Source organism: Pseudomonas sp. LBUM1679 (genome assembly GCF_059695565.1).
Window position 1 is genome coordinate 5,816,626 of the sequence record NZ_CP166774.1, and the last position, 25,721, is coordinate 5,842,346.

The 25,721-nt window shown below is 60.9% G+C and carries 23 protein-coding genes and 1 pseudogene; 14 read left to right on the plus strand and 10 right to left on the minus strand.

Going from position 1 to position 25,721, the window contains the following annotated elements; genetic code table 11:
- The gene (locus ACA062_RS26540) at positions 1 to 582 is read left to right on the plus strand and encodes a cob(I)yrinic acid a,c-diamide adenosyltransferase (protein WP_497453692.1); all 582 of its coding nucleotides are present in this window, start codon (positions 1 to 3) and stop codon (positions 580 to 582) included.
- A gap of 135 nt (positions 583 to 717) precedes the next feature.
- On the opposite strand, the gene ACA062_RS26545 is transcribed toward ACA062_RS26540, so the two are convergent.
- The 4 genes from ACA062_RS26545 to secA all read right to left on the minus strand — a co-directional run bounded on the left by ACA062_RS26545 (position 718) and on the right by secA (position 6,611).
- Positions 718 to 1,662, minus strand: coding sequence for a Nudix family hydrolase (locus ACA062_RS26545; RefSeq protein ID WP_497453693.1), 945 nt, complete (start codon positions 1,660 to 1,662; stop codon positions 718 to 720).
- Complete coding sequence (locus ACA062_RS26550; protein WP_497453694.1) at positions 1,659 to 2,291, minus strand: glutathione S-transferase family protein; 633 nt, start codon at positions 2,289 to 2,291, stop codon at positions 1,659 to 1,661. Before ACA062_RS26550 ends, ACA062_RS26545 begins: the two co-directional genes overlap by 4 nt.
- 244 nt (positions 2,292 to 2,535) lie before the next feature.
- On the minus strand, positions 2,536 to 3,753 hold the full coding sequence (gene argJ / locus ACA062_RS26555) for a bifunctional glutamate N-acetyltransferase/amino-acid acetyltransferase ArgJ (RefSeq protein WP_497453695.1): 1,218 nt from the start codon (positions 3,751 to 3,753) through the stop codon (positions 2,536 to 2,538).
- Positions 3,754 to 3,875: 122 nt separating this feature from the next.
- Complete coding sequence (gene secA, locus ACA062_RS26560; RefSeq protein ID WP_497453696.1) at positions 3,876 to 6,611, minus strand: preprotein translocase subunit SecA; 2,736 nt, start codon at positions 6,609 to 6,611, stop codon at positions 3,876 to 3,878.
- A 307-nt stretch (positions 6,612 to 6,918) separates the two neighbouring features.
- On the opposite strand from secA, the gene ACA062_RS26565 reads away from it, so the two are divergent.
- Positions 6,919 to 7,374: a DUF721 domain-containing protein gene (locus ACA062_RS26565; protein ID WP_497453697.1), complete on the plus strand. Its 456-nt coding sequence runs from the start codon at positions 6,919 to 6,921 to the stop codon at positions 7,372 to 7,374.
- Between the two features lie 146 nt (positions 7,375 to 7,520).
- Here the strand turns inward: ACA062_RS26565 and ACA062_RS26570 are convergent, their stop codons facing one another.
- Positions 7,521 to 9,008 (minus strand): helicase HerA-like domain-containing protein, encoded by a 1,488-nt coding sequence (locus ACA062_RS26570; RefSeq protein WP_497453698.1) that lies wholly within the window; start codon positions 9,006 to 9,008, stop codon positions 7,521 to 7,523.
- A gap of 174 nt (positions 9,009 to 9,182) precedes the next feature.
- Between ACA062_RS26570 and ACA062_RS26575 the strand changes: the two are divergent.
- From ACA062_RS26575 to gpgF, 5 genes and pseudogenes are all read left to right on the plus strand, one after another.
- A pseudogene (locus tag ACA062_RS26575) lies at positions 9,183 to 10,214 on the plus strand (HAMP domain-containing protein); the annotation flags it as partial.
- A 93-nt stretch (positions 10,215 to 10,307) separates the two neighbouring features.
- A complete protein-coding gene (locus tag ACA062_RS26580; protein WP_497457500.1) occupies positions 10,308 to 11,072 on the plus strand; it encodes a methyl-accepting chemotaxis protein in 765 nt (254 codons plus the stop codon).
- 192 nt (positions 11,073 to 11,264) lie between these two features.
- Positions 11,265 to 12,386, plus strand: coding sequence for an N-acetylglucosaminyl phosphatidylglycerol synthase (gene gpgS, locus ACA062_RS26585; protein ID WP_497453699.1), 1,122 nt, complete (start codon positions 11,265 to 11,267; stop codon positions 12,384 to 12,386).
- On the plus strand, positions 12,379 to 13,155 hold the full coding sequence (gpgD, locus tag ACA062_RS26590; protein ID WP_497453700.1) for an N-acetylglucosaminyl phosphatidylglycerol deacetylase: 777 nt from the start codon (positions 12,379 to 12,381) through the stop codon (positions 13,153 to 13,155). Before gpgS ends, gpgD begins: the two co-directional genes overlap by 8 nt.
- Positions 13,152 to 14,147 (plus strand): glucosaminyl phosphatidylglycerol flippase, encoded by a 996-nt coding sequence (gene gpgF, locus ACA062_RS26595; protein ID WP_497453701.1) that lies wholly within the window; start codon positions 13,152 to 13,154, stop codon positions 14,145 to 14,147. The genes gpgD and gpgF overlap by 4 nt, the downstream gene beginning before the upstream one ends.
- 150 nt (positions 14,148 to 14,297) lie before the next feature.
- Here gpgF and ACA062_RS26600 read toward each other — a convergent pair whose 3' ends face one another.
- A complete protein-coding gene (locus ACA062_RS26600) occupies positions 14,298 to 14,504 on the minus strand; it encodes a hypothetical protein (RefSeq protein WP_497453702.1) in 207 nt (68 codons plus the stop codon).
- Positions 14,505 to 14,590: 86 nt separating this feature from the next.
- Positions 14,591 to 15,439, minus strand: a complete 849-nt coding sequence (gene purU, locus ACA062_RS26605) for a formyltetrahydrofolate deformylase (protein ID WP_497453703.1) — start codon at positions 15,437 to 15,439, stop codon at positions 14,591 to 14,593.
- A 338-nt stretch (positions 15,440 to 15,777) separates the two neighbouring features.
- Between purU and mvaT the strand changes: the two genes are divergently transcribed.
- Positions 15,778 to 16,155 carry a histone-like nucleoid-structuring protein MvaT gene (gene mvaT, locus ACA062_RS26610; RefSeq protein WP_007933316.1) on the plus strand — a complete coding sequence of 126 codons (378 nt, stop codon included), beginning with the start codon at positions 15,778 to 15,780 and terminating at the stop codon, positions 16,153 to 16,155.
- Between the two features lie 101 nt (positions 16,156 to 16,256).
- On the opposite strand, the gene sbcB is transcribed toward mvaT, so the two are convergent.
- A complete protein-coding gene (gene sbcB, locus ACA062_RS26615) occupies positions 16,257 to 17,687 on the minus strand; it encodes an exodeoxyribonuclease I (protein ID WP_497453704.1) in 1,431 nt (476 codons plus the stop codon).
- 184 nt (positions 17,688 to 17,871) lie between these two features.
- Between sbcB and ACA062_RS26620 the strand changes: the two genes are divergently transcribed.
- The 6 genes from ACA062_RS26620 (at position 17,872) to ACA062_RS26645 (ending at position 24,695) form a co-directional block, all read left to right on the plus strand.
- A complete protein-coding gene (locus tag ACA062_RS26620) occupies positions 17,872 to 18,597 on the plus strand; it encodes an RDD family protein (RefSeq protein WP_497453705.1) in 726 nt (241 codons plus the stop codon).
- Positions 18,594 to 19,571, plus strand: coding sequence for a stage II sporulation protein M (locus tag ACA062_RS26625; protein WP_497453706.1), 978 nt, complete (start codon positions 18,594 to 18,596; stop codon positions 19,569 to 19,571). Before ACA062_RS26620 ends, ACA062_RS26625 begins: the two co-directional genes overlap by 4 nt.
- Positions 19,558 to 21,075, plus strand: a complete 1,518-nt coding sequence (locus ACA062_RS26630) for a DUF4129 domain-containing protein (RefSeq protein ID WP_497453707.1) — start codon at positions 19,558 to 19,560, stop codon at positions 21,073 to 21,075. Before ACA062_RS26625 ends, ACA062_RS26630 begins: the two co-directional genes overlap by 14 nt.
- Positions 21,072 to 22,235: a DUF4350 domain-containing protein gene (locus tag ACA062_RS26635; protein WP_497453708.1), complete on the plus strand. Its 1,164-nt coding sequence runs from the start codon at positions 21,072 to 21,074 to the stop codon at positions 22,233 to 22,235. Before ACA062_RS26630 ends, ACA062_RS26635 begins: the two co-directional genes overlap by 4 nt.
- A complete protein-coding gene (locus ACA062_RS26640) occupies positions 22,232 to 23,233 on the plus strand; it encodes an AAA family ATPase (protein WP_497453709.1) in 1,002 nt (333 codons plus the stop codon). Before ACA062_RS26635 ends, ACA062_RS26640 begins: the two co-directional genes overlap by 4 nt.
- 130 nt (positions 23,234 to 23,363) lie before the next feature.
- Complete coding sequence (locus ACA062_RS26645; RefSeq protein ID WP_497453710.1) at positions 23,364 to 24,695, plus strand: DUF58 domain-containing protein; 1,332 nt, start codon at positions 23,364 to 23,366, stop codon at positions 24,693 to 24,695.
- Between the two features lie 39 nt (positions 24,696 to 24,734).
- Here ACA062_RS26645 and ACA062_RS26650 read toward each other — a convergent pair whose 3' ends face one another.
- Positions 24,735 to 25,094 (minus strand): PilZ domain-containing protein, encoded by a 360-nt coding sequence (locus ACA062_RS26650; protein WP_497453711.1) that lies wholly within the window; start codon positions 25,092 to 25,094, stop codon positions 24,735 to 24,737.
- A 230-nt stretch (positions 25,095 to 25,324) separates the two neighbouring features.
- The gene (locus ACA062_RS26655; protein ID WP_497453712.1) at positions 25,325 to 25,699 is read right to left on the minus strand and encodes a tetratricopeptide repeat protein; all 375 of its coding nucleotides are present in this window, start codon (positions 25,697 to 25,699) and stop codon (positions 25,325 to 25,327) included.
- Positions 25,700 to 25,721 lie beyond the last annotated feature (22 nt).

Genomic DNA, 25,721 nt, shown 5'->3' on the forward strand with positions numbered 1-25,721 from the left:
ATGGGCTTTCGCTTGTCGAAAATTTACACCCGCACCGGCGACAAAGGCGAAACCGGGCTGGGCGACGGCCGCCGCGTGCCCAAGGATCATCCGCGCATCGAGGCGATTGGCGAGGTCGACACCCTGAACAGTCAGGTGGGCGTGCTGTTGGCCGGGTTGACGGCTCAATGTGGCGAGTTTCCAGGGCTGAGCGAAGTGATCGAGGTGTTGGCTCCTTGTCAGCATCGGTTGTTCGACCTGGGTGGTGAGCTGGCGATGCCGGTGTATCAGGCATTGGATCTGGCAGAAATTGAACGGCTGGAAACGGCGATCGATCTGTGGAATGAAGAGCTCGGGCCGCTGGAGAACTTCATCTTGCCGGGTGGCTCGGCGTTGATTGCCCAGGCTCATGTGTGCCGCAGCCTGGCCCGCACAGCCGAACGGCGCTGTCAGCAGTTGAATGCGGTCGAGCCGTTGGCCGGCGTCGGGCTGGCCTATATCAATCGGTTGTCGGATTTGTTGTTTGTGGTGGCGAGGTTGATTGCCAAGCGGCAGGGGGTTGCGGAGATACTTTGGCAGCCAGCGGCGAAGCCTGAAGTTTAATAGGCGTCCTCAAGGACGCCATCGCGGGCAAGCCCGCTCCCACAGGGATCAGCGTCGTACACAATTCTGTGTTCCACCGACGTTCACTGTGGGAGCGGGCTTGCCCGCGATGAGGCCGGCAGCCTCACCGCAGAATCAAGCCTCAGGCCAGAACGCCCGAATCCCCGCCACACCCTGCGCCCCGGCTTCCCAGGCCTTCTGTTGATCCGCCGGGCCAACACCACCCAGCAAAAACACCGGCTTGCCGAAACCCTCGATCAACGCCGAAGCCTGCTCCCAACCCAACGGCTGAGCATCAGGATGAGTCATTGTCGGCTGCACCGGTGACAGGGTCACAAAGTCCACACCCATCTGCTCCGCCAGCGCCAGTTCTTCAGCGTCATGGCAAGATGCCGCCAACCAGCGCGACGCCGGTAGCGGGCGGCCCGCTGCCGCGTACTTGCGCAGTTGCTTTGAGGTGATGTGCCAGCCGGCAGACGGAAAATCGCCCAGCCATTCAAATGGGCCCTTGATCATCAACTGCGCCTTGCCGGCACACAGCCCCGCTGCGTCCACCGCCAGATCGCGGTACTTCGGGTCGTAACCGTTGGGTGCCCGCAGCTGGATCAGCCTGATGCCACCGGCAATGGCTTTCTGGATACCGCGCAGCAAGGCCGGGGTTTCCAGGTCTTCGGGGGTGATCAGGTACTGCGCCGGGAGTCGTGCCGCCGCAACGATCGGCTGGTTGGCCACCGGGAACTCGTAGTTCAGCAGGTCACGGTGCGCCACCCACTCCAGAGGCTGGCCCTCGGCCCCGTGAGGCTCGCCGGAAAAGTCCGAGACTTCCCAGACATCCAGCAACACCTGCTTGTCGGGGTAATCGTGCCGGACCTTGATCAACGGCCGCGCCGCGTTGACCACAATGCCCAGCTCTTCGTTGAGCTCGCGGGCCAGGGCGATTTCGACGGATTCGTCGTCCTCGACCTTGCCACCCGGGAACTCCCACAGTCCACCCTGATGCTGGGTATCGGCCCGGCGGGCGATGAGGATCTTGCCGCTGCCATCGCGGATGACGGCGGCGGCTACATGGACTCGTTTCACTGCCCGATTTCCTCCAGACCTGCTTTCTGCCAAGCCTTGAAGGCTGGCCATTGGTAGATTGTGTTGATGTAGGTGTCGTCCGCTGGGGGCAGCTTCACCTGATAGGTGCGCAGGCGCACGGCGATCGGCGCAAAGAAGGCATCAGCCAGGGTGGCGCCACCAAACAGGAACGGACCGGTGTCGGTCGCGACCGCGCGGCACTCGGCCCACAACGCCAACATGCGCTCGATGTCTGCCTGGACGTCAGCCGGTGTCGGCGACAGCGGTGCGTCGTGGCTCAGGTCGAATGGCATGTGATTGCGCATCGCGAAGAAACCGCTGTGCATCTGCGCGCATGCCGAACGGGCCTGGGCACGGGCGGCGGTGTCTTTGGGCCAGAGGCCGGCGTCGGGGAACTGTTCGGCCAGGTATTCGGCAATAGCCAGGGAGTCGGCGATGGTGCCGTGTTCGGTCTTCAGCAGCGGGACTTTTGCGGTGGGCGAATGCTTGAGCAGGCGTTCACGGGTGTCCGGCTGGTTGAGCTTGATCAGTTCTTCGGTGTAAGGGGCGCCAACCAGTTCGAGCGCCAGGGCGCCGCGCAGGGACCAGGAGGAATACAGTTTGTCGCCGATGATCAGGTGGAGGCTCATGGTTTGGTGCCTTTTCATGAAGGTAGCAGGCCAGAATCTCTAGCGTCTGGTCGTCCGTCTTCGCGGGCAAGCCCGCTCCCACAAAGTCAGAGGCAGCCACAGATTGACGGCTGACGCTAAACCCTGTGGGAGCGTGCCTGTTCCTACAATGTCCGAGGCAGCCATAAGATTGACGGCTGACGCTAAACCCTGTGGGAGCGGCGGTGCGGCGATCCGACTTGCCCGCGATGGGGTCGACTCGGTCTTAAGTGCGGTACTCAGCGTTGATCTTCACGTACTCGTGGGACAAGTCAGTGGTCCAGATGGTTTCGCTGCAATCGCCGCGACCCAATTCGATCCGGATGGTGATTTCTGCCTGCTGCATCACCGCCGCGCCCTGGGCTTCAGTGTAGGTCGAGGCGCGGGCGCCACGGCTGGCGATGCACACTTCGCCGAGGAACACGTCGATCTTGCTCACGTCCAGGTCCGGTACGCCAGCACGGCCGACAGCGGCCAGGATACGCCCCCAGTTCGGGTCGGAGGCGAACAGCGCGGTCTTGATCAACGGCGAATGCGCCACTGTGTAGCCGACGTCCAGGCACTCCTGGTGATTGCCGCCACCGTTGACTTCGACGGTGACGAATTTGGTCGCGCCTTCGCCGTCGCGAACGATGGCCTGGGCCACGTCCATGCACACTTCGAACACTGCCTGTTTCAGCTTGGCGAACAATTCACCGCTGGCTTCAGTGATTTCCGGCAGCGCAGCCTGACCGGTGGCAATCAGCATGCAGCAGTCGTTGGTCGAGGTGTCGCCATCGATGGTAATGCGATTGAACGACTTGTTGGCACCGTCCAGCAGCAGGTTTTGCAGGACCTCGCGTGCGACTTTGGCGTCGGTGGCGATGTAGCCGAGCATGGTCGCCATGTTTGGACGGATCATGCCCGCGCCTTTACTGATACCGGTGACGGTGATGGTCACGCCGTCATGCTGGAACTGGCGACTGGCGCCCTTGGGCAGGGTATCGGTGGTCATGATGCCAGTGGCGGCAGCTTCCCAGTTATTCACCGACAGGTCATCGAGTGCGGCTTGCAGCGCGCCTTCGATCTTCTCGACCGGTAGCGGTTCGCCGATCACGCCAGTGGAGTACGGCAGCACCTGGCCCGCATCGACGCCGACCAGCTCAGCCAGTCTGGCGCAGGTGCGCTCGGCAGCGGCCAGGCCAGGCTCACCGGTGCCGGCGTTGGCATTGCCGGTGTTGGTCAGCAGGTAACGCACCGGGCCTTGTACGCGTTGCTTGGCCAGGATCACGGGCGCTGCGCAAAACGCGTTCAGGGTGAATACGCCCGCCACGGTGGAGCCTTCGGCGCAGCGCATGACCACGACATCCTTGCGCCCCGGGCGCTTGATGCCGGCCGAGGCGATACCGAGTTCAAAACCGGCGACCGGGTGCAACGTTGGCAAAGGACCAAGACCAACAGCCATGAATGCGCTCCTTAATAAATGATGTCTGCACCGCCTTCAGGATGAGCGGTGGTTTAAATGGCAAAACGCCGCGACGGCTGAAGCCGGTCGCGGCGCGGGTATTTCAGCGTACAAACGGGGTGTTACTGGATCTGCCCGTGGCAATGCTTGAATTTCTTGCCCGAACCGCAATAGCACAGTTCGTTGCGGCCCAGCTTCTGTTCGTTGCGTACCGGCGCGGTGGCGAGGGCAACGTCGACCTCTTCACCGAGCAGTTGCGGCTGCTCAAGACCCGGTGCTTCATCGTGCTGGAACTGCATGCGCGCCGCCAGTGCCTCGGCTTCCTGACGCAGGCGCTGCTCTTCTTCGATCGGGTCTTCGCGGCGAACCTGAACGTGGGACAGCACCCGGATCGAATCGCGCTTGATCGAATCCAGCAGCTCGGAGAACAGCGTGAACGACTCGCGCTTGTATTCCTGCTTCGGGTTCTTCTGGGCGTAGCCACGCAAGTGGATGCCATGACGCAGGTGATCCATGGTCGACAGGTGGTCTTTCCACAGGTCGTCGAGCACACGCAGCACGATCTGCTTCTCGAAGGTGCGCAGTGCTTCGGCACCGGCCTGGTCTTCTTTCTCGTTATAAGCGGCGATCAGTTCGCTCAGCAGCTTCTCGCGCAGGGTTTCTTCGTAGAGGTGATCGTCTTCGTCGAGCCATTGCTGGATCGGCAATGCCACGCCGAAGTCGCTTTGCAGTGCCGCTTCCAGACCGGCCACATCCCACTGCTCAGGCAGCGATTGCGGTGGAATGTGCGCACTGACAGTCGCGTTGAGCACGTCCTGACGGAAGTCGGCGATGGTTTCGCCGATGTTGTCCGCGGCCAGCAACGTATTACGCATGTGATAGATCACTTTACGTTGTTCGTTGTTGACGTCGTCGAACTCGAGCAGTTGTTTACGAATGTCGAAGTTACGGCCTTCAACCTTGCGCTGGGCCTTCTCGATGGCGTTGGTCACCATGCGGTGCTCGATCGCTTCACCGGACTGCATGCCCAGGGCCTTCATGAAGTTCTTCACCCGGTCCGAGGCGAAGATACGCATCAGGCTGTCTTCCAGCGACAGGTAGAAACGGCTGGAACCGGCGTCACCCTGACGACCGGCACGACCCCGCAGCTGGTTGTCGATGCGGCGCGATTCGTGACGCTCGGAAGCGATCACCTGCAAGCCGCCCGACTCCAGCACTTGCTGGTGACGTTTCTGCCAGTCGGCCTTGATCTGGGCGATCTGCTCCGGCGTTGGATCCTCCAGGGACGCGACTTCCACTTCCCAGTTGCCGCCCAACAGGATGTCGGTACCACGACCGGCCATGTTGGTGGCGATGGTCAGTGCGCCGGGGCGACCGGCCTGGGCGATGATCTCGGCTTCCTTTTCGTGGAACTTGGCGTTCAGAACCTTGTGTTCGATGCCTTCCTTGTCGAGCAGCGTGGACATGTGCTCGGACGTTTCGATGGTTGCAGTACCCACCAGCACCGGACGGCCCTGGGTCATGCATTCCTTGATGTCGTTGATGATCGCCGCGTATTTCTCTTCGGCGGTCAGGAACACCAGGTCGTTGTAGTCTTTACGCGCCAGCGGCTTGTTCGGCGGGATCACCATGACCGACAGACCATAGATCTGGTGGAATTCGAACGCTTCGGTGTCAGCGGTACCGGTCATGCCGGACAGCTTGTTGTACAGACGGAAGTAGTTCTGGAACGTGGTCGAAGCCAAGGTCTGGCTTTCGGCCTGGATGTTCAGGTTTTCTTTGGCTTCGATGGCCTGGTGCAGGCCTTCGGACAGACGGCGACCCGGCATGGTACGACCGGTGTGTTCGTCGACCAGGACAACCTGACCGTCCTGCACGATGTATTCGATGTTGCGATGGAACAGCTTGTGCGCACGCAGACCGGCATAAACGTGGGTCAGCAGGCCCAGGTTGTGTGCCGAGTACAGGCTCTCGCCTTCCGCCAGCAGGCCGACGCGGGTCAGCATGTCTTCGATGAACTGGTGACCGGCTTCGTTGAGTTCGACCTGACGGGTCTTTTCGTCGACGGTGTAGTGGCCGGCCTTGGTGACTTCGCCTTCGACTTCTTCGACGTGCAACTCGAGCTGCGGGATCAGTTTGTTGATCTCGATGTACAGCTTGGAGCTGTCCTCGGCCTGACCGGAAATGATCAGCGGGGTACGGGCTTCGTCGATGAGGATGGAGTCGACTTCGTCGATCACGGCAAAATTGAGTTCGCGCTGGAATTTTTCTTCCATGCTGAACGCCATGTTGTCGCGCAGGTAGTCGAAACCGTATTCGTTGTTGGTGCCGTAAGTGATGTCGGCAGCATAAGCGGCGCGCTTCTCTTCCGGCGGCTGGAAAGGTGTCACCACACCGACCGTCATGCCGAGGAATTCGTAGAGCGGACGCATCCAGTTGGCGTCACGGCGGGCCAGGTAGTCGTTCACCGTCACAACGTGCACGCCCTTGCCGGACAACGCGTTGAGGTAAACGCCCAGGGTTGCCACCAGGGTCTTGCCTTCACCGGTACGCATTTCCGCGATCATGCCTTCGTGCAAGGTCATGCCGCCGATCAGCTGGACATCGAAGTGGCGCATACCCATGACGCGCTTGCCGGCTTCGCGGGCGACCGCAAAGGCTTCGGGCAGCAGCTTGTCGAGGGTTTCCCCTTTGGCGATGCGGGCCTTGAACTCGTCTGTCTTGGCACGCAATTGATCGTCCGAAAGGGCCACCATTTGCTCTTCGAAGGCATTGACGAGTTGCACCGTCTTGAGCATGCGTTTGACTTCACGCTCGTTCTTGCTTCCAAAAAGTTTCTTTAACAAAGGCGCAAACATATCGGCAGGATCTTCCACACTAAAGGGATGGAGGGCGGCCCCGTGAGTCGCCCGAGCAGCCCTCATGGCCGCATGCGAACGAGCATTCTACCCGGAAACGATGGTGAGGAAAGTGGCGTTATTCCACGATGCTGGCACAGCGCTGTGACGGGGCTTACTTAAAATAAGGGCTTTTTGCTGAACTTCAAGCCGTTCACGGCATAAGTTACTCGTTGATTTAATGGGTAAAGCGCGCGCAACTCAATGGCTCGGGCGCAGGCGGTGCTTTCTGCTACCATGGCCGCTCTGTTACTTCAGGTGTCTGATCATGGCATTTCGCCCTCTTACGGCCAGAGCACCCGCCGTTCTGCTTCGCGAAGCCAAACCGCTCAAAGCCATCTTTGGCCACGCTCAACGCCTGGGTCATTTGCAACGCCTGGTGGAAAGCCAGTTGCAGCCCGCTGCTCGCGAACACTGCCATGTGGCGTCGTGGCGCGAAGGCAGTTTGTTGCTGATTGTCACCGACGGTCACTGGGCCACTCGTTTGCGTTACCAGCAAAAGCGTCTGCAACGGCAATTGCAGCTGTTCGATGAGTTCGCCAGCCTGACGCGGATTCTGTTCAAGGTGCAGCCGCCCACGGTCCAGCAAGGCGCGGCCGGTCATACCATCAGATTGTCGACCGATGCGGGCGCGACCATTCAGGCCACGGCCGACGGGATCACTGATCCGAATCTGCGGGCGGCGCTGGAGCGGTTGGCGGCGCACGCCAAGCCCAAGGTTTAAAACTACCTCCTGTAGGAGCGAGCTTGCTCCGGGCGGCGTTCCGACGATGGTCGTTAACGATTACGCGTTTCTATAGAATAGGCGCGGTGCCTGTAAGTCCATCGCGAGCAAGCTCGCTCCTACAGAAGGCTGCGATCTTTTGCTTTTCAGCGGCGTTTGCTGCCGCCGAGCAGCGAGCCCATCAACCCGCGTACCAATTGTCGGCCCAACTGATTGGCCGCCTGACGCATCGCTGATTTCAACGCCTGACCGGCCGCCGTGCCGAGGAATTCACCGGCCTTTTCGGTGAAACTGGGCTCTTCGGCTGCCGGTTTACCTGGAACGGCGTCCGGTTCTGGAGCCAATCCTTTACGCCCCGACAGCACTTCATACGCCGACTCGCGATCGATCGGTTTGTCGTAACGCCCCTTGAATGCAGATCCGGCAATCAGCACCGTGCGCTCCGTCTCGGTCAATGGCCCGATCCGCGACTGCGGCGGAGCCACCAGCACACGCTGGACCATCCCGGGCGTGCCTTTATCCTGCAAAGTGCCGACCAAGGCCTCACCAATCCCGAGTTCGGTCAGCACCGACAAGGCATCGAACGCCGGGTTCGGCCGAAAGCCCTCCGCCACTGCGCGCAGGGATTTCTGCTCCTTGGCGGTGAACGCGCGCAATCCATGCTGGATGCGCAACCCCAACTGGGCCAGCACGTCATCCGGCAAGTCGCCCGGCGACTGGGTGACGAAATACACGCCCACACCTTTCGAGCGAATCAGCCGCACGACCTGCTCCAGTCGGTCCTGCAAGGCCTTGGGCGTACCGGCGAACAACAAATGCGCTTCATCGAAAAACAGCGCCAGCAGGGGTTTGTCTGCATCACCGCGTTCCGGCAGTTGCTCGAACAGTTCGGCCAACAGCCACAACAGGAACGTTGCATAGACCTTGGGGGCTTCGTGGACCAGACGACTGGCATCGAGCAAGTGAATACGCCCGCGACCATCGGCGCCCGGCTGCAGAATATCTTCGAGTTGCAGCCCCGGCTCGCCAAACAGCGCTTCCGCACCCTGTTGCTCCAGGGTCGCCAGACGCCGCAACAGTGCCTGGCTGGAACCCGTGGTCATCAGCGCGGCGTCGTCGCCCAGCAATTCAGGATGATCACGCAGGTGATTGAGCAGCGCCTTCAAATCCTTCAGGTCCAGCAGCAACAGCCCTTCGCGGTCCGCGACCTTGAAGGCGGCATACAGCGCCGACTGCTGGCTGTCGGTCAATTCCAGCAGGCTGCCCAGCAGCAGCGGCCCCATTTCACTCAAGGTGGTGCGCAAGGGATGCCCGGACTGACCGTGAATGTCCCACAGGGTTACCGGATACGCCTGGGGTTTGTGGTTCAGCCAAGGCATCCCGGCGATGCGCTCGGCGACCTTGCCTTGAGGCGCACCGGCTGCGCCCAGGCCGCACAGGTCGCCTTTGATATCCGCCGCAAACACCGCCACGCCGGCGTCACTGAACGCTTCGGCCAGGCGTTGCAAGGTGACGGTCTTGCCGGTGCCGGTGGCGCCCGCCACCAGTCCATGACGGTTTGCCAGACGCATGGCCTGGGCAATCGGCTGTCCCGCGAGGTCGGCACCGATAACGAGTTGCAGTGAATCAGGCATTTTGTCACCCCATGATTAATCTTTGATCCTTCACGGCCGATATAAAAGACTGAAAAGCGTCGGTAATTCCCTAAGGAGAGTACGGAAGTATCAGCTTGTCTTCACTGCCGCCCATTGCGCGTTCCTTTATAAAAGCACGCCTTTGGCACCACGACCCTAGCGGACCCCCAAGCCATGAACAAAAACCTGCGTTTCAGCCATAAAATCCTGCTTGCCGCCGCGCTCATTGTCATTGCCGCCTTCGCCTCGTTCACGCTGTACAACGACTATTTACAGCGCAACGCCATCCGCGAAGACCTGGACAATTACCTCAATGAGATGGGAGATGTCACCGCCAACAATATCCAGACCTGGCTGGCCGGTCGTATCCTGTTGATCGACAACCTCGCCCAGAACATCGCGATCAATCCTGAACAGTCCACCGTTGCCAGTCTGCTCGAGCAGAAAGCCCTGACGTCGACCTTCATGGCGTCTTACCTGGGCGACGCCACCGGCAGTTTCACCATTCGTCCGGACGCCAGAATGCCCGCCGGTTTCGACCCACGGGTGCGCCCTTGGTACAAAGGTGCCGAAAGCAGCAGCACAGCGACCCTGACCGAACCTTATATCGATGCGGCCACTGGCCAGACCATCATCTCCATCGCCACCGCCTCGAAAAAAGCCGGGCAAAACGTCGGCGTAGTGGGCGGCGACCTCAGCCTGCAAACCTTGATCGACACCCTCAGCGCCCGCGATTTCGACGGTATGGGCTACGCCTTCCTGGTCAGTTCCGACGGCAAGATCCTGGTGCACCCGGACAAAGCCCTGGTGATGAAGACCCTGGGTGAGGCGTATCCGGACAATACCCCGCGTATCAGCCGCGACTTCAGTGAAGTGCAGGTGGACGGCAAGACCCGCATCGTCACGTTCACCCCGATCAAGGGCCTGCCCTCGGTCAACTGGTACATCGGCCTGTCGGTGGACAAGGACAAAGCCTTCTCGATGCTGACCGAGTTCCGCGCCTCGGCGATCATCGCAACCCTCATCGCCGTGGCCACCATCATCGTCTTGTTGGGCATGCTGATCCGCATCCTGATCCAGCCGCTGCATGTCATGACCCGCGCCATGGCAGACATCGCCGACGGTGAAGGAGACCTGACCAAACGCCTGACCATCCAGAATAACGACGAATTCGGCGTGCTCGGCACCGCCTTCAACCGCTTCGTCGAGCGTATTCACGGCTCGATCCGCGAAGTGTCCTCCGCCACTGGGCAAGTCAACGAAGTGGCGTTGCGCGTGGTAGCGGCCTCGAACTCGTCGATGTTCAACTCCGACCAGCAGGCTTCCCGCACCAGCAGCGTCGCCGCGGCCATCAACCAGCTCGGCGCTGCCGCCCAGGAAATCGCCCGCAACGCCGCGCAAGCGTCGAGTCAGGCCAGCGATGCCCGCAGCCTGGCCGAAGATGGCCAGCAAGTCGTGGAGCGCAGCATTGCCGCGATGAATCAGCTGTCGAGCATGCTCAGCGCCTCGAGTACCAACATCGAATCGCTGAACAGCAAAACCGTGAACATCGGGCAGATTCTGGAAGTGATCACCAGCATTTCCCAGCAAACCAATCTGCTGGCGCTTAATGCTGCCATCGAAGCGGCGCGTGCCGGTGAGGCCGGTCGTGGTTTTGCCGTGGTGGCCGATGAGGTCCGCAACCTGGCCCACCGTACGCAGGAATCGGCGCAGCAGGTGCAGACCATGATCGAGGAACTGCAAGTCGGCGCCCGCGAGTCCGTCAGCACCATGAGCGACAGCCAGCGTCACAGCCAGGACAGCGTGGTCATCGCCAACCTGGCGGGTGAGCGCCTGAACAGCGTGACGTTGCGCATTGGCGAGATTGACGGCATGAACCAGTCGGTGGCGACGGCGACCGAGGAACAGACGGCTGTGGTGGAATCGATCAATGTGGACATTACCGAGATCAATACGTTGAATCAGGAAGGGGTGGAGAATCTGCAGTCGACGTTGCGCGCTTGTGCGGATCTTGAGCAGCAGGCGGGGCGGCTTAAGCAGTTGGTGGGTAGTTTCCGTATCTAGTGTCTGATAGGGCCTCTTCGCTGGCAAGCCAGCTCCTACAGGGATTTGCGTGAACCCTGTAGGAGCTGGCTTGCCAGCGAAGGCGGTCTGTAATACACCGCAACCCCCTCACTGACACCCCCACCACAAAACCCCAACCGAACATCTATCCTTCATAAAGGTCAACCAAAGGGAGAACAACGGACCGGAGGGATGTTCATCGTGCATATCGCTGACATAACCATGTTCTACGCCCCTGCCAGCGGTGGCGTGCGCACTTATCTGGATGCAAAACACCGTCGCCTGGGCATCAAGCCGGGCATTCGCCACAGTTTACTGATCCCCGGATCGTCCTTGAGTGAACAGGATGGCGTTTACACGGTTCCGGCACCCGCCCTGCCCTTCGGCAAAGGTTATCGTTTCCCCCTCCGTCTCGCGCCCTGGCGCAATGTCCTGCAGGTTTTGCAGCCCGACCTGATCGAAGTCGGCGACCCTTACCTCACCGCCTGGGCTGCACTGGATGCCCGCAGGCAACTCGATGTGCCGGTGATCGGTTTTTATCATTCGGACTTGCCGCTGCTGGTCAGCAATCGCATGGGCAACTGGGTCACGACCAATGTCGAAGCCTATGTCAGCAAGCTCTATGGCAATTTCGACCGGGTCCTGGCGCCGAGCCGGGTGATGGCCGACAAGCTGATCGGCCTCGGGGTGAAAAACGTTTACGTGCAACCGCTGGGGGTCGACCTGCAAACCTTCCATCCTACGGCGCGGGACCCGGGTCTGCGGGCCGAATTGGGGATCGATGAAAATACTCACTTGTTGATCTTCGCCGGACGCGGCTCCAAGGAAAAAAACCTGCCGGTCCTGCTCGACTGCATGAAACGACTGGGACGGCGCTACCACCTGCTGCTGGTCGGTTCTTCGATGCCAGCCCTGGTGCCGGATAACGTCACGGTGGTCGATGAATTCTGCCCGGCGGCGCAAGTCGCCCGGCTGATGGCCAGCGCCGACGCGCTGCTGCATGCCGGGGACCAGGAAACCTTCGGCCTGGTGATTCTCGAAGCCATGGCCAGTGGCATTCCGGTGGTGGCCGTGGCGGCAGGGGCTTTTCAGGAAATCGTCACCGATCAATGTGGCCTGCTGTGCCCGCCGAACAATTCAATGGCGATGGCCAACGCTGTACGCGAACTGTTCGGTTCGGGGAGCGCCGTCTTGGGCAAACAGGCCCGCCGCCATGCCGAGCAGCATTACTCCTGGGATACGGTGGTCAACAGCCTGCTGGGGCACTATCACGCCGTGCTCGGCAGCCATTGGCCGCTGATTGCCAATGGTTGAGCTCATGAGCCGGCCCAGCCTGTTACTGGTGCTGCACGATGTCGCACCGCACACCTGGGCCGATTACCAGCCCTTTGTCGCTGCCGTCGACGCCTTGGGCGTGGTGCCAATGACCTGGCTGGTGGTGCCCGATTTTCACAGGCACAACAATCTGCACGCCCATCCGGAATTTCGACGTATGCTCACCGACCGGGTCATCCGTGGTGACGAACTGGCGCTGCACGGCTACTTTCACTGCGATGAAGGCCCCACGCCCAGCACGCCACGAGACTGGTTCATGCGCCGGATCTACACCCACGAAGGCGAGTTCTACAGCCTGTCCCAGGACGCCGCCCTCGCCCGCCTGCGCGCCGGCATCGAAGTGTTTCGCCGCTACGACTGGCCACTGGCAGGTTTCGTCGCCCCGGCCTGGCTGATGAGTGAAGGCACACGCCAGGCGTTGCGCCAACTGCCGCTGAGCTACACCAGTGATCCGCAACACCTGTACCGCCTGCCGGATTTCGCTGCGGTCGACGCCCCCGGGCTGGTCTGGAGTGCGCGCAGTGCCTGGCGTCGGGGCGTGTCGAAACTGCTCAGCGACCAACGCGAACTGCGTTGGCGGCAGGCACCGGTGATTCGTCTCGGCCTGCACCCGGTGGACATGCGCCATCGGTTCTCCCGTACTTACTGGCTGCAGACGCTCAAACGCCTGCTCGACGAGGGGCGCATACCGCTGACCAAGGCTCATTGGCTGTCGTTGCGAACCGACCGTGTCGGGCGCGCCGCATGAGTCGCGGGATTCTGCTGCTCGTCGCGCTGCTCGCTGCGGTGCTGATTCCGTCACTACTGGGCGGTAACGAAACCTGGTCCCGACTGCAAAAATTTCCGCTGCACTGGCTGCTGATCATGTTCGGCATGATCCTGCTGTGCTGGGTGCTCAATACCCTGCGCTTGCGGCTGTTGCTGGGGGATCAGCGCGACAAGGTGAGCCTGGTCAAAAGCCTCGGGGTGGTCATGGCCGCCGAGTTCGCTTATTGCGCCACGCCCGGCGGTAGCGGTGGACCGCTGACCATCATGGCATTGCTGGCGCGCAATGGCGTGCGTCCGGCCAGGGGCAGCGCCGTGTTCGCCATGGATCAGCTGAGCGACCTGCTGTTTTTCCTCTGCGCACTGAGCGGGATTCTGATTTATGCCCTGTTCCAGCACTTGAGCGCACGCATGGAGTGGCTGCTGACCGTCAGCGCCGTGTCGATGTTTGGCGGCTTGCTCACCTGTGTGGTGGTGGCGCGCTATCACCGTTTACTGATTCGCCTGAGCGGTCGCTTGCTCGTTCGTCTCAATGTCAAAGGCACCACACGCCTGCGCTGGGCGCGAAAACTCCTGCACTTCCTGGCAGCCTTCACGGACACACTTAAGTTGCCCTTTCAGACATTGATCACGGTGTTTGCCCTGACTTGCCTGCATTGGGTCTTGCGCTATAGCGTGCTGTATCTGGCGTTGCGCGGGCTCGGAGCGGATTTGCAGTGGGCCTGGAGCTTTCTGATCCAGATGCTTTCATTAAGTGCAGGCCAATTCAGCCTGTTGCCCGGTGGTGCCGGGGCGGCGGAGCTGACCTCGGCGGCGTTGCTGGCACCGATGGTGGGGAAATCCACTGCGGCGGCGGCAATTCTGATCTGGCGGGCGGTGACCTATTACTTCTATTTGCTGGTGGGCGGGCCGGTGTTTTTGTTGATGCTTGGCCGGCCGTTGTTGAAGAAATTGCTGAAGTTCAAGCAGGCGTGAATTCTGAAGCTCTGTGCAAGACTTGAGGGCCTCTTCGCTGGCAAGCCAGCTCCTACAGTTGATCGGGGGCGGGCCTGAGTTTGCTGTGCGCTGGAGATCCCTGTAGGAGCTGGCTTGCCAGCGAAGGCGGCCTCAAGATCGACACAGGTCTCAGGGCCTCTTCGCTGCGGTGCGGCGATCCGACAAGCCAGCTCCTACAGGGGCTGAATCCGGATTCAACGCCTCCCACAACTCGGCAGCGCCAGGAAACTCCGTACCATCCTCAGCGCTCAAGTCGTCCGGATCATAACGGCTCAAACATCCCTCACCCACCGTGGCAGGCGCCCTTGAAGTGGCTTTGTCGAGTGGATCGGCCATAAACATATCCTCAGGTCAGAAACGGCGAAGGGCCTGAAGCGATTGAACGCCCAGGCCCTTCGAATTTCAACCGCGCTGTATCGCTGTCAGAACACAACAGTCTTGTTGCCGTGCACCAACACCCGATCTTCCAGGTGATAACGCAGGCCTCGGGCCAATACCATCTTCTCGACGTCGCGGCCGAAGCGCACCATGTCTTCGATGCTGTCGCTGTGGCTGACGCGCACCACGTCCTGTTCGATGATCGGACCGGCGTCCAGCTCTTCGGTCACGTAATGGCAAGTAGCGCCGATCAGCTTTACGCCACGCAGGGAGGCCTGGTGATACGGCTTGGCACCGACAAACGACGGCAGGAAGCTATGGTGAATGTTGATCACCTTATGGGCATATTCGCTGCACAACGCGGGCGGCAGGATCTGCATGTATCGGGCAAGTACCACCACTTCGGCATCGTGCTGTTTGACCAGGCGCGAGACTTCGGCGAATGCCGGTTCTTTATCCTGCGCATTGACCGGCACATGGTAGTAAGGAATGCCGTGCCACTCGACCATGCTGCGCAAGTCGTCATGGTTGGAAATCACGCAGGAAATTTCGCAGTCCAGTTCATCGCTGTGCCAGCGATGCAGCAAATCGGCCAGGCAGTGAGACTCGCGACTGGCCATCAACACCACGCGCTTCTTCTGCTCGGTATCGGTGATGCGCCAGTTCATCGAGAACTCTTCGGCAATGGGTGCAAACGCTTCGCGAAAGGCCTCGAGACCGAAGGGCAGCGAATCGGCACGAATTTCGTGACGCATGAAGAACCAGCCACTGAGATTGTCCGAGTGGTGGCTCGCTTCAGTGATCCAGCCATTGTGTGACGCCAGAAAGTTACTGACTTTAGCAACGATGCCGACGCGGTCCGGGCAAGCAATCACCAGCCGAAAAGTGCGCATGAGGGTCAAACTCCAGAACTTCGCAAAGGTCGCCATTCTAGCGATTGCGCAGCAAAACTGCAGTATTGATGACGTCTCGCGTTGCACGAAGGCCGGCGACACGGGTCCCGGCTACACCCGTCACCCGCGCGATGGTGTTCTTATTGCCATTGTTCAAATGTCAAAATGTGACTGTCTGTGATGCCTGGTTGACGATCATTTAACTGCACCTCCAACCTGGACCTGTTCAACAAAACTAAATTAAATAAACTTCGGTTAAATGTTTACTTGATGAAACAGCCTGACTATTATTGCCGCACTGTCACCTAGCACCCTGCGCCCAACATAAGGTAGTCCCCATGTCCTTGATCAACGAATACCGTGCCACCGAAGAAGCAATCAAAGAGCTGCAAGCCCGTTTGAAGAATCTGTCCCAAGACGACAAACTGCAAACCGAGCTGGAATTCGAAGGCAAACTGCGCACCCTGATGGGTGAATACTCCAAGTCCCTGCGCGACATCATCGCGCTGCTGGATCCTGAGTCCAAAACCAAAGCTCCACGCGGTGGCGCAGTAAAAACTACCGGCACCAAACGTGCCCGTAAAGTTAAACAATACAAAAACCCGCACAACGGCGAAGTCATCGAAACCAAAGGTGGCAACCACAAGACTCTGAAAGAGTGGAAAGCCAAGTGGGGCGGTGATGTGGTTGAGGGTTGGGCTACCCTGCTGGGCTAAGCCGTAGCGCTTTGTCAAAGACCCGTCCGCGACAAAAGATAACGCCAGCAGCTGCTGGCGTTTTTTTATGCGCGGCTGTCAAGCCAGTGATATTTTCGTTTTCAAAGACTCAGGCGTTTGCGTAATGCCTGAACATAAAGGTGCCATTCATTCAGCACCTCTCGCTGAAACGATGTAGCGGTAGCGCTCAATTGGACTGAGGCTTCGGCGAAAGTTTCCAGGGTATTGGGCGCCCCCCACTCGGATGCCGTCAGACGTTTCTGACAGAATATTCGCCAGCGCTGTTGCTCTTCGGAACTCAGCGTATCGGGGAAGTTGCGTGCTCGATATCGAAACAATAATTCCGGCAAGCGTTCATCATCGAAAGGCCACCGTGCTTGTGCCAATTGTGCCGGGTCCGCCGCTCTGACTTGCTCACAAAGACGCCGATCACGATCACCGATAAAACCGTCGTATAACTGTTGCTCTGGATCCTGGCTCGGCGTGAAATCCTCGTGGGTATAAACAGCCTCAACTTTATCTCGCCAAACTGTTTGTGCGTCACTTAGTCGCAGCGCGCGCTGCTGGTAGAGCGCCATGTCCAGTCCCAGCCGTTGCTGATCTTCGGGACGAAGCACCGACAGCGGCGCCACCACCGGACATTTATTGATGTGGATGAGCTTGAGCGGTACAGGCAACTCGCCGTCAGCCAGCTCATCGCGACGGGTATATAACCGCTGGCGCAAGGCTTCGGCACTCAGGTCAAGCAACCCCTGGGGATCGAGGTGCAAGTCACAGACAATCAAGGCGTTCTTGTTGCGCGGATGCCAGGCCAGGGGCAATACCACCCCGACATAGTTGCGCGCCGCCGAAAAACGACCGGAGATGTGCACCATCGGCTGCAATAGTCGAACCTGATCCATTACCTTTTGTTTACCGCGCAATTGAAACAGCCAGTCATATAACTTTGGCTGCTTTGCGCGAATCAGCCGCGCCAGGGCAATCGTGGCGCGAACGTCCGACAGCGCTTCATGGGCGTGGCCGTGATCGATACCGTTGGCGGCGCTCAGGCGCTCCAGCTTGAGCGTCACCCGACCCTCGTCGTCCGTGGGCCAAACGAGGCCATCGGGGCGCAAGGCGTAAGCCGCACGCACCACATCGATCAGGTCCCAGCGACTGTTGCCGCCTTGCCACTCACGCGCATACGGGTCGAAAAAATTGCGATACAAGCTGTAACGGGTCATCTCGTCGTCGAAACGCAGCGTGTTGTAGCCGGCCCCGCAGGTGCCGGGCGCAGCCAGCTGGGCATGCACCCGGGTCATGAAATCGGCTTCGCTCAAGCCTTGCCCGGCCAGTTGGGTCGGCGTGATACCGGTGATCGCGCACGCCGCAGGATGAGGCAGGATGTCATCACTGGGCTGACAGTAAAGATTGACCGGCTCGTCTATTTCATTGAGCTCAAAGTCGGTGCGAATCCCCGCCACTTGCAGCGGACGGTCGCAACGGGGATTGATGCCAGTGGTTTCATAGTCGTACCAGAAGATGGAGGTCACGGGCTATTCCTGAACTGAAGATCAGCGAAGTCTAGGCGTTCACATCCCGCCCCCGCCAGCAATCTTGCCATTCAATCACCTCGGCCGCTTTATCGTGCGATACATAGTTATGTCGTTTCCCCCCGGGAGGCTGCTAGCATCCACGGACAGAGACTCCCGATCAGGCTACATCATCAGGTTGCCCATGCTCGAGACCACAGCACTGCCAAGGAAAGCAACGCTGTCCCCGCCACTGGATACGCGGTACCAGATCGAAACGCCGGAAGGCATCGACTTGCCATTGCGCCCGGCCGGGTTGATGGTGCGTGCGCTGGCGTTCTCCATCGACCTTGGCCTGCGTGGGCTGATCCTTGGCCTGCTGTTGATTGTCCTGGCATTTCTCGGCAAGCTCGGCGCCGGTCTTGGCTCGATTCTGCTGTTCGTGGTGAGCTGGTGGTACATGGTGCTGTTCGAGGTGCTCAATCAGGGCCGCTCGCCAGGCAAGCAGTGGATGGGCCTGCGGGTGGTCCATGACGATGGCACGCCAGTCGGCTGGTCTGCTTCGCTGCTGCGTAACCTGCTGCGCTTTGTCGACATGCTGCCGTTTGGCTATTTCCTCGGGGCCATCAGCTGCCTGCAGCATCCCAACTTCAAGCGCCTCGGCGACCTGGCCGCAGGCACGCTGGTGATCTACCGCGAACAACCGCTCTCCCGACCCCAGCTACCTGCCGCCGAGCCCCGGCGCCCGGCCTTTGCCCTGGCGCTGGCCGAGCAACGTGCCATCCTCGGGTTTGCCGAACGCCAGGGTGAACTCTCCGAGGCGCGGGTCACAGAACTGGCGGCCATTCTTGCGCAACCCTTGCAGCTTTCAGCGCCACAGGCGGTGGCCGAGCTCAATGCAATTGCCCGCGGCTTGCTGGGCCCCGCATGAAGCAAAGTCTTTTCGAGAGTCGCCACAAGGCCGAATGGGAGCAGTTTTCCCTGCTGCTGGAAAGGCTGGAACGAAACCAGCCTGCCTCGCGTACCGGCCGTTTCCCGAGTGATTATCGTCGTCTCTGCCATCACCTGGCCCTGGCCCGGGAGCGCGGTTACAGCAGTTTCCTGATCGACTCATTGCAGCAACAGGTCTTGCGCGGCCATCAACAGCTTTATCGGCATCGCAGCCGACTGGGTGCCAAGGCGCTGGGTTTCATCCTGGCGGACTTCCCCCGACTGGTGCGTGAACAGTGGCGCTTCGTGCTCGCCGCCGGCCTGATGTTTTTTGCCAGCCTGATCGGTATCGCCCTGCTGGTGTATCTGTTTCCGGACCTGGTCTACAACCTGATCCCCGCCGAGCAGGTCAGCCAGATGCAGAGCATGTATGACCCCGACGCCGGTCACCTGGGGCGCTCGGCGGAACGGGCGGCCAGTGAAGACTGGGTCATGTTCGGCTACTACATCATGCACAACATCGGTATTGCCTTTCAGACCTTCGCCAGCGGCCTGCTGTTTGGCCTGGGCAGCGCGTTTTTCCTGTTCTACAACGGCTTGATGATTGGCGCGGTGGCCGGACACCTGACGCAAATCGGCTATGGCCAGACCTTCTGGTCATTCGTGATCGGCCACGGTGCCTTCGAACTCAGTGCCATCGCCCTGGCAGGTGCCGCGGGCCTGCAACTGGGCTGGGCATTGATCGCACCGGGGCGCTTGTGCCGCACCGAAGCCTTGCGCCTGGCGGCGCGCAACAGTGTGCTGCTGATGTGTGGGGTGATGGTGTTTCTGCTGATGGCGGCGTTTATCGAAGCCTATTGGTCATCAATGACCGGGGTCGCGCCTATGACCAAATACCTGGTCGGTGCCGTGCTCTGGGTACTGGTGGCGATGTACCTGCTGTTGGCCGGACGGACTCGCCATGCGCCTGAGTGACGCCAGTGTAGTGTTTCGCCCGCGCCCCGGTTGGGAAGCCATGGACCTGGGCGTTCTGCTGAGTCAGCGCCACCGCCGCCTGCTGATGACCAGTTGGGCCATCGTGACCTTGCCGGTCTTCGCCCTGCTCAGCCTGCTGCTATGGGATTCGCCCTCCCTTGCCGTGTTTATTTTCTGGTGGCTGAAACCCGCGTTCGAACGCCTGCCGCTGTTCATTCTGTCCAAAGCCATGTTCGGCGAAACACCGACTTTGAAACAGGCGTTGCGCCAATGGCCGCGCTTGCTCAAGCCGCAACTGCTGGCGAGCCTGACCTGGCGACGCCTGAGCCTGAGCCGCAGTTTCCTGATGCCGGTCATGCAACTCGAAGGCCTCAAGGGTGAAGCGCGGGAGCAGCGTTTGCAGGTGCTGTTGCAGCGTAACGCCGGCGCCGCGAAGTGGCTGACGATCATCGGCGTGCACCTGGAAGGCGCCCTGTGGATTGGCCTGATGGTGCTGTTCTACCTGTTGTTGCCGCAACAGGTCGAACTCGACTGGAGCTGGCAGACATTGATCAGCACGGCCACTCAGGACTGGCGCTGGCTGGAACACCTGACCAACCTCTTCTACGCACTGGTGCTGGTGGTCTGGGAACCGGTCTACGTGGCCTGCGGTTTCAGCCTTTACCTGAACCGGCGCACGGTGCTGGAGGCCTGGGATATCGAACTGGCGTTCCGCCGCCTGCGTCAACGCCTGGGCAGTGTCGCCGTCACCCTGATATTGGCGACGCTGCTGCTGGCGCCAACGGCGCACCCCACTTGGGCCGCCGAGCCGCTCATTTCACCCGACAGCCCGCGCCTGCTGGACCAGCCGCTGACCAGCCAGGCGTCCCGGGACAGGATCAAGACGATCCTCGACCAGCCGCCGTTCAAGAACAAGGAAACGGTCACGCGCTATCGTTTTGGCGAAGACACGCCGGCCACCCCCGCGAGCAGTGACCGCACACCCGACTGGCTGACAGCACTGCTCAACCTGTCGACCACGCTGATTGAGGGGGTGCTGTGGGGGACAGTGGTCGGCGCCATCGGTTTTCTGCTCTGGCGTTACCGGGACTGGTTGCAGGCCTTCGTCAGTCGTCGCCCGGTGCGGCCCCCTAAAGTCGCGCGACCGTTGCCCAAGCAGGCGTTCGGCCTGGACCTCGGCCGCGAAACCCTGCCCGCCGACATCGCCGCCAGCGCCGAACACCTCTGGCAGAACCACCCGCGCGAAGCCCTCGGCTTGCTCTATCGCGCTCTGCTCAGCCACTTGCTGCATGACTTCGACATGGCACTGAAGCCCGCCGACACCGAAGGCCAGGTGCTGGAGCGCATCGAACGACTGCAACGCCCTGAGTTGCTGGCCTTCAGCAAGAACCTGACCGGGCACTGGCAAAATATCGCCTACGGGCATCGCCTGCCCCCGGCCTCCGTGCAACGACAACTCTGTGACGGCTGGCGTGCCCTGTTCGGCCCGGGAGCCGCCCATTGAATCGACGCTCCGGGATTGCAATCGGCGCCTGCCTCGCTGTGCTACTGGGCGCGCTGAGTATTTACCTGTACCTGCAGGCAACGCCCTATCAGAAGGTGATCGATCACGGTCCCTCGCCCGAGGCCCTGGCCAATCCTTATCTCGCCGCCGAGCACTTCCTGCGCAAACAGGGCCTGACCGTCAGCCATGCCGACAGCCTCGACATCCTGCCCTCTATCGAACCGCGCCAGCACAGCCTGCTGTTGCTGGGTGACCGGTCCAACATGACCCCGCGCCAGATCGATCAAGTGATGAACTGGACCCGGGCCGGCGGGCGCCTGTTGTTCGTTGCCCAGTCGCTGTGGGATGAAAAACTCGGCCAGAGCAATGACCTGCTGCTCGACCGGGTCCAGTTGCATCAGTTGCTGAGCAAAAACCTCAAGGGTCCGCCACCCGACAGCAGGGCCGATCCCTACCCGAACCTGACCAAGCTGTACCTTGAAGACGAAGACGCGCCGGCCTACGCCAACTTCGACACCGCCTTCCATCTCGAAGACCCGAAAAACCTCGCCCAGGCCTGGGCCAACAGCGCCAAGGCCACCCACATGATGCAGCTCAATCACGGGCTCGGCTCGATCATCGTGGTCACCGACGCCGACCTGTGGAAAACCCCGGCCATCGACCAGTACGACAACGCGTGGCTGCTCTGGTACCTGACCGCGGATACCCAGGTGACCCTGCTGTTCAACACCGATCACGACAGCCTGCTGACCTTACTGCTGCGCTACTTCCCCCAGGCGCTGGTGGCGCTCATTGCCCTGATCGGTGTCTGGTTCTGGCACGTCGGGGTGCGGCATGGTCCGGTGCTGGAACCGGCGCCGCGAGCCCGTCGGCAACTCCAGGAACATCTGCGCGCCAGTGCCGATTTTCTGTTCCGGCGCAAGCGTCAGGACAGCCTGCTGCACGCCTTGCAGCAAGACATCCTGCGTCGCGTGCGGCGTCGTCATCCCGGCTTTGAACAACTCGGCGTCGCCGAACAATGGCAGGTGCTCGCACGCCTGACCGGCCAATCCACACGCGCTATCAGCCAGGTCATGAGCCCGCGACCGAAGCAGCGGCTTTCCAGCGTTGAATTCAGCCGTCAGGTCGCCTACCTGCAAACCTTGAGGAACGCCTTATGAGTGAACAGATCGAACCCGACGCCCCGAGCCACGCCGACCAGCAACGCCAGCGCGCCAGTCAGTTGGCCCAGGCTCTGCGTAGCGAATTGCAGAAGGCGGTCATTGGCCAGAACGAGGTCATCGACGATGTACTCACGGCACTGATCGCGGGAGGCCATGTGCTGCTCGAAGGCGTGCCGGGACTGGGCAAGACCTTGCTGGTGCGGGCGCTGGCGCGCTGTTTCGGTGGCGAGTTCGCGCGCATCCAGTTCACCCCGGACCTGATGCCCAGCGATGTCACCGGGCACGCGGTGTACGACCTGCAGACCGAGCAGTTCAAACTGCGCAAGGGGCCGTTGTTCACCAACCTGTTGCTCGCCGACGAAATCAACCGCGCCCCGGCAAAAACCCAGGCGGCGCTGCTCGAAGCCATGCAGGAGCGGCAAGTGACCCTCGAAGGCCGCGCCCTGCCGATCGTGCAACCGTTCATGGTGCTCGCCACGCAAAACCCCATCGAACAGGAAGGTACTTACCCGCTGCCGGAAGCCGAACTGGATCGCTTCATGCTCAAGGTCCGCATGGATTACCCCGACGGCGACCAGGAGCTGGACATGGTCCGCCAGGTCAGTCGCTCGACCCGGGCCGACATGCTCGACGTGCAACCGTTGCGCACGGTGTTGCAGGCCAAGGACGTGCTGGCCTTGCAGCGCATCGCCAGCGACCTGCCGCTGGACAATCAGGTCCTCGACTACGCCGTACGCCTGGCCCGCACCACCCGCAGCTGGCCCGGACTGACCCTCGGTGCCGGGCCTCGGGCCTCCATCGCATTGGTGCGTTGCGCCCGGGCGCGCGCGCTGTTGCGCGGCGGCGAGTTCGTGATTCCGGATGACATCAAGGGGTGTGCCCTGGCGGTGTTGCGTCATCGCGTACGCCTCGCGCCGGAGCTGGACATCGAAGGGCTCGAGGTCGATCACGTGCTGCGCCAGCTGCTCGATCAAGTGCCGGCGCCAAGGGCATGAATGCCGTGATCGAGATCTGCGTGACCGCAAAAAAAGATCGCAGCCTTCGGCAGCTCCTACAGGGGACCGCATCCGGCGTAGGAGCTGCCGAAGGCTGCGATCTTTTCAACGGACCATTCGGTGTCACGCCATGAAACCATCCCGGCTTCTGCTGATCTGGCTCGCGATCCTGCTGGTCATCGGCATCGTCCTGGGTACATTGCGGGCGCTGGACACCGTGATTCCGGCGAGTCTGCCGGCGATCAACTGGGGATTGCTCCTGGCACTCCTGGCCCTGGCGATACTCGACGCCATTCGCCTCAAACGCCTGCCCTCGCCGCGCATACAGCGACAAATGCCCGGCAGCCTGGCGCTCGGCCGTTGGGGCGACGTGCGACTGGAGGTCGGGCATGACTTTGCCCAGCCCCTGAACATTCGGCTCTTCGATCACGTACCCCACGGCCTGAGTTTCGAACACCTACCCCTGTCGGTCGAGCTTCAACCCGGCCTGCGCAGCCAGATCGACTATCGCCTGCGCCCGCTCAAGCGCGGCCACTTCAGCTTCGAACGCTGCGAAATCAGCCTGCCGAGCCCATTGGGCCTGTGGTCCGACAATCGGCTGCTGAGCGTGACCGACGCTACCCGCGTCTACCCCGACTTCGCCCGCCTCTACGGCGGCCAGCTGCTGGCGGTGGACAACTGGCTCAGCCAACTCGGCGTACGCCAGCGCCAACGACGCGGCCTGGGCCTGGAATTTCATCAGCTACGGGAATTCCGCGAAGGCGACAGCCTGCGCCAGATCGACTGGAAAGCCACCGCCCGCCAGCGCACACCGATTGCGCGGGAGTATCAGGACGAGCGTGACCAGCAGATCATGTTCATGCTCGATTGCGGCCGGCGCATGCGCAGTCAGGACGATGAGCTGTCGCACTTCGACCATGCACTCAATGCCTGCCTGCTGCTCAGTTACGTCGCCCTGCGCCAGGGTGATGCCGTGGGCCTGTGCACCTTTGCGCACGAGCAGCCGCGTTACCTCGCCCCGGTCAAGGGCGCCGGCCAGCTCAACCGGCTGCTCAACCAGGTCTACGACCTCAACAGCGGCCAACGCAGTGCCGACTACCAGGGCGCTGCAACCGAGCTCTTGGCTCGGCAGAAACGCCGGGCACTGGTGGTAGTGGTCACCAACCTGCGGGACGAAGACGACGAAGAACTGCTCACCGCCGTCAAACGCCTGGGCAAGTCACATCGGGTGTTGGTCGCCAGTCTGCGCGAAGACGTGCTCGACCGCTTGCGTCAGACACCGGTGCAGACCTTTCCCGAAGCGTTGACCTATTGCGGCACCGTGGATTTTCTCAATGCCCGGGCCGAACTTCATGAGCGATTGAACGCTCATGGGGTGCCGGTGGTGGATACGAGCGCTGTCGGGTTAGGTGCCGCATTGGTGACGCGCTACCTGGAATGGAAGAAGGCCGGGGTGTTTTAGCACTGGTTTTTGTTGTTTGAACTGGGGGCGCTGCAGATTTCAGGCTGAAGCCGGCATCGGTTGAAAACTGAAGTACTGCTTCAACGCTTCAATCAGTTGCCCATACTCTGGCGGGGCCTGTTGCAGGCAGAATCCGGCGTCGTAATGGTGGGGGGTGGTGTCTTCATGGCACCACAGGCAGCAGGCATTGAGGTCGATAACCTGGTGGCAGCCACCGGCCATGGGAATTTTCAGGCGCAAAGCGAAGTCCGCACCGATCATCATTGGCAACTGGCTGATGAGCATCAGCCCGTCTTCGGAGACGTTACCCAGAAAGCCAATGGGTTTGTCGGTAACGCTGTTGAACACTCGAAGAAAATACGGCAGTTGATGCCGCTCGATACGGCGGTCGGTGAACATGCTGAATTCGCTATGCAAGGCCCTTGAGCAGAGCCGCGCTAATGCTTCGGAACGGGCCTTCCATTATAAAGGCGCGCTCTCCCTGATCCCGGTGCGACAGTCCTTGAACCGCTGCCACTGACGCCTGCCGATCACAGGTGTTTCCCCGGTTTGGAAAAGGTACCGAAACCGATCTATACGACTATAGCTCACCACCGCCGCTGATCCAGTCTTCAATAGGGCTGCTGCCATCAGAACCGGGTCGGGCGAACGGCCCCGGCACTGCGCAGCGGATAATGGCCAAGCGATTGCAAGGTTTGCAACCGGGCGCTCGCGCGAAAGGCATATTCACTCTGCGGGTACGAGGCGATGATGAACTGATAGGTTTGAGCGGCATCAACGAACAGTTTCTGACGCTCAAGACACAAACCGCGCATCATCGACACTTCCGGCCACACATAAGGCCGTGCCCTGCTTGCGCGTTCGACTTTGGACAGTTCGAGCATCACCTGCTCGCAATTGCCGCGGTCATACGCGCTGTAGGCGTTATTCAAATGGTGGTTCATCGACCAACGGGTGCAGCCGGTGACACTGAGGGCAAGGGCGGCTATGAGCACGAATCGCATGACGGGTCTCCTGTCTTGAGCC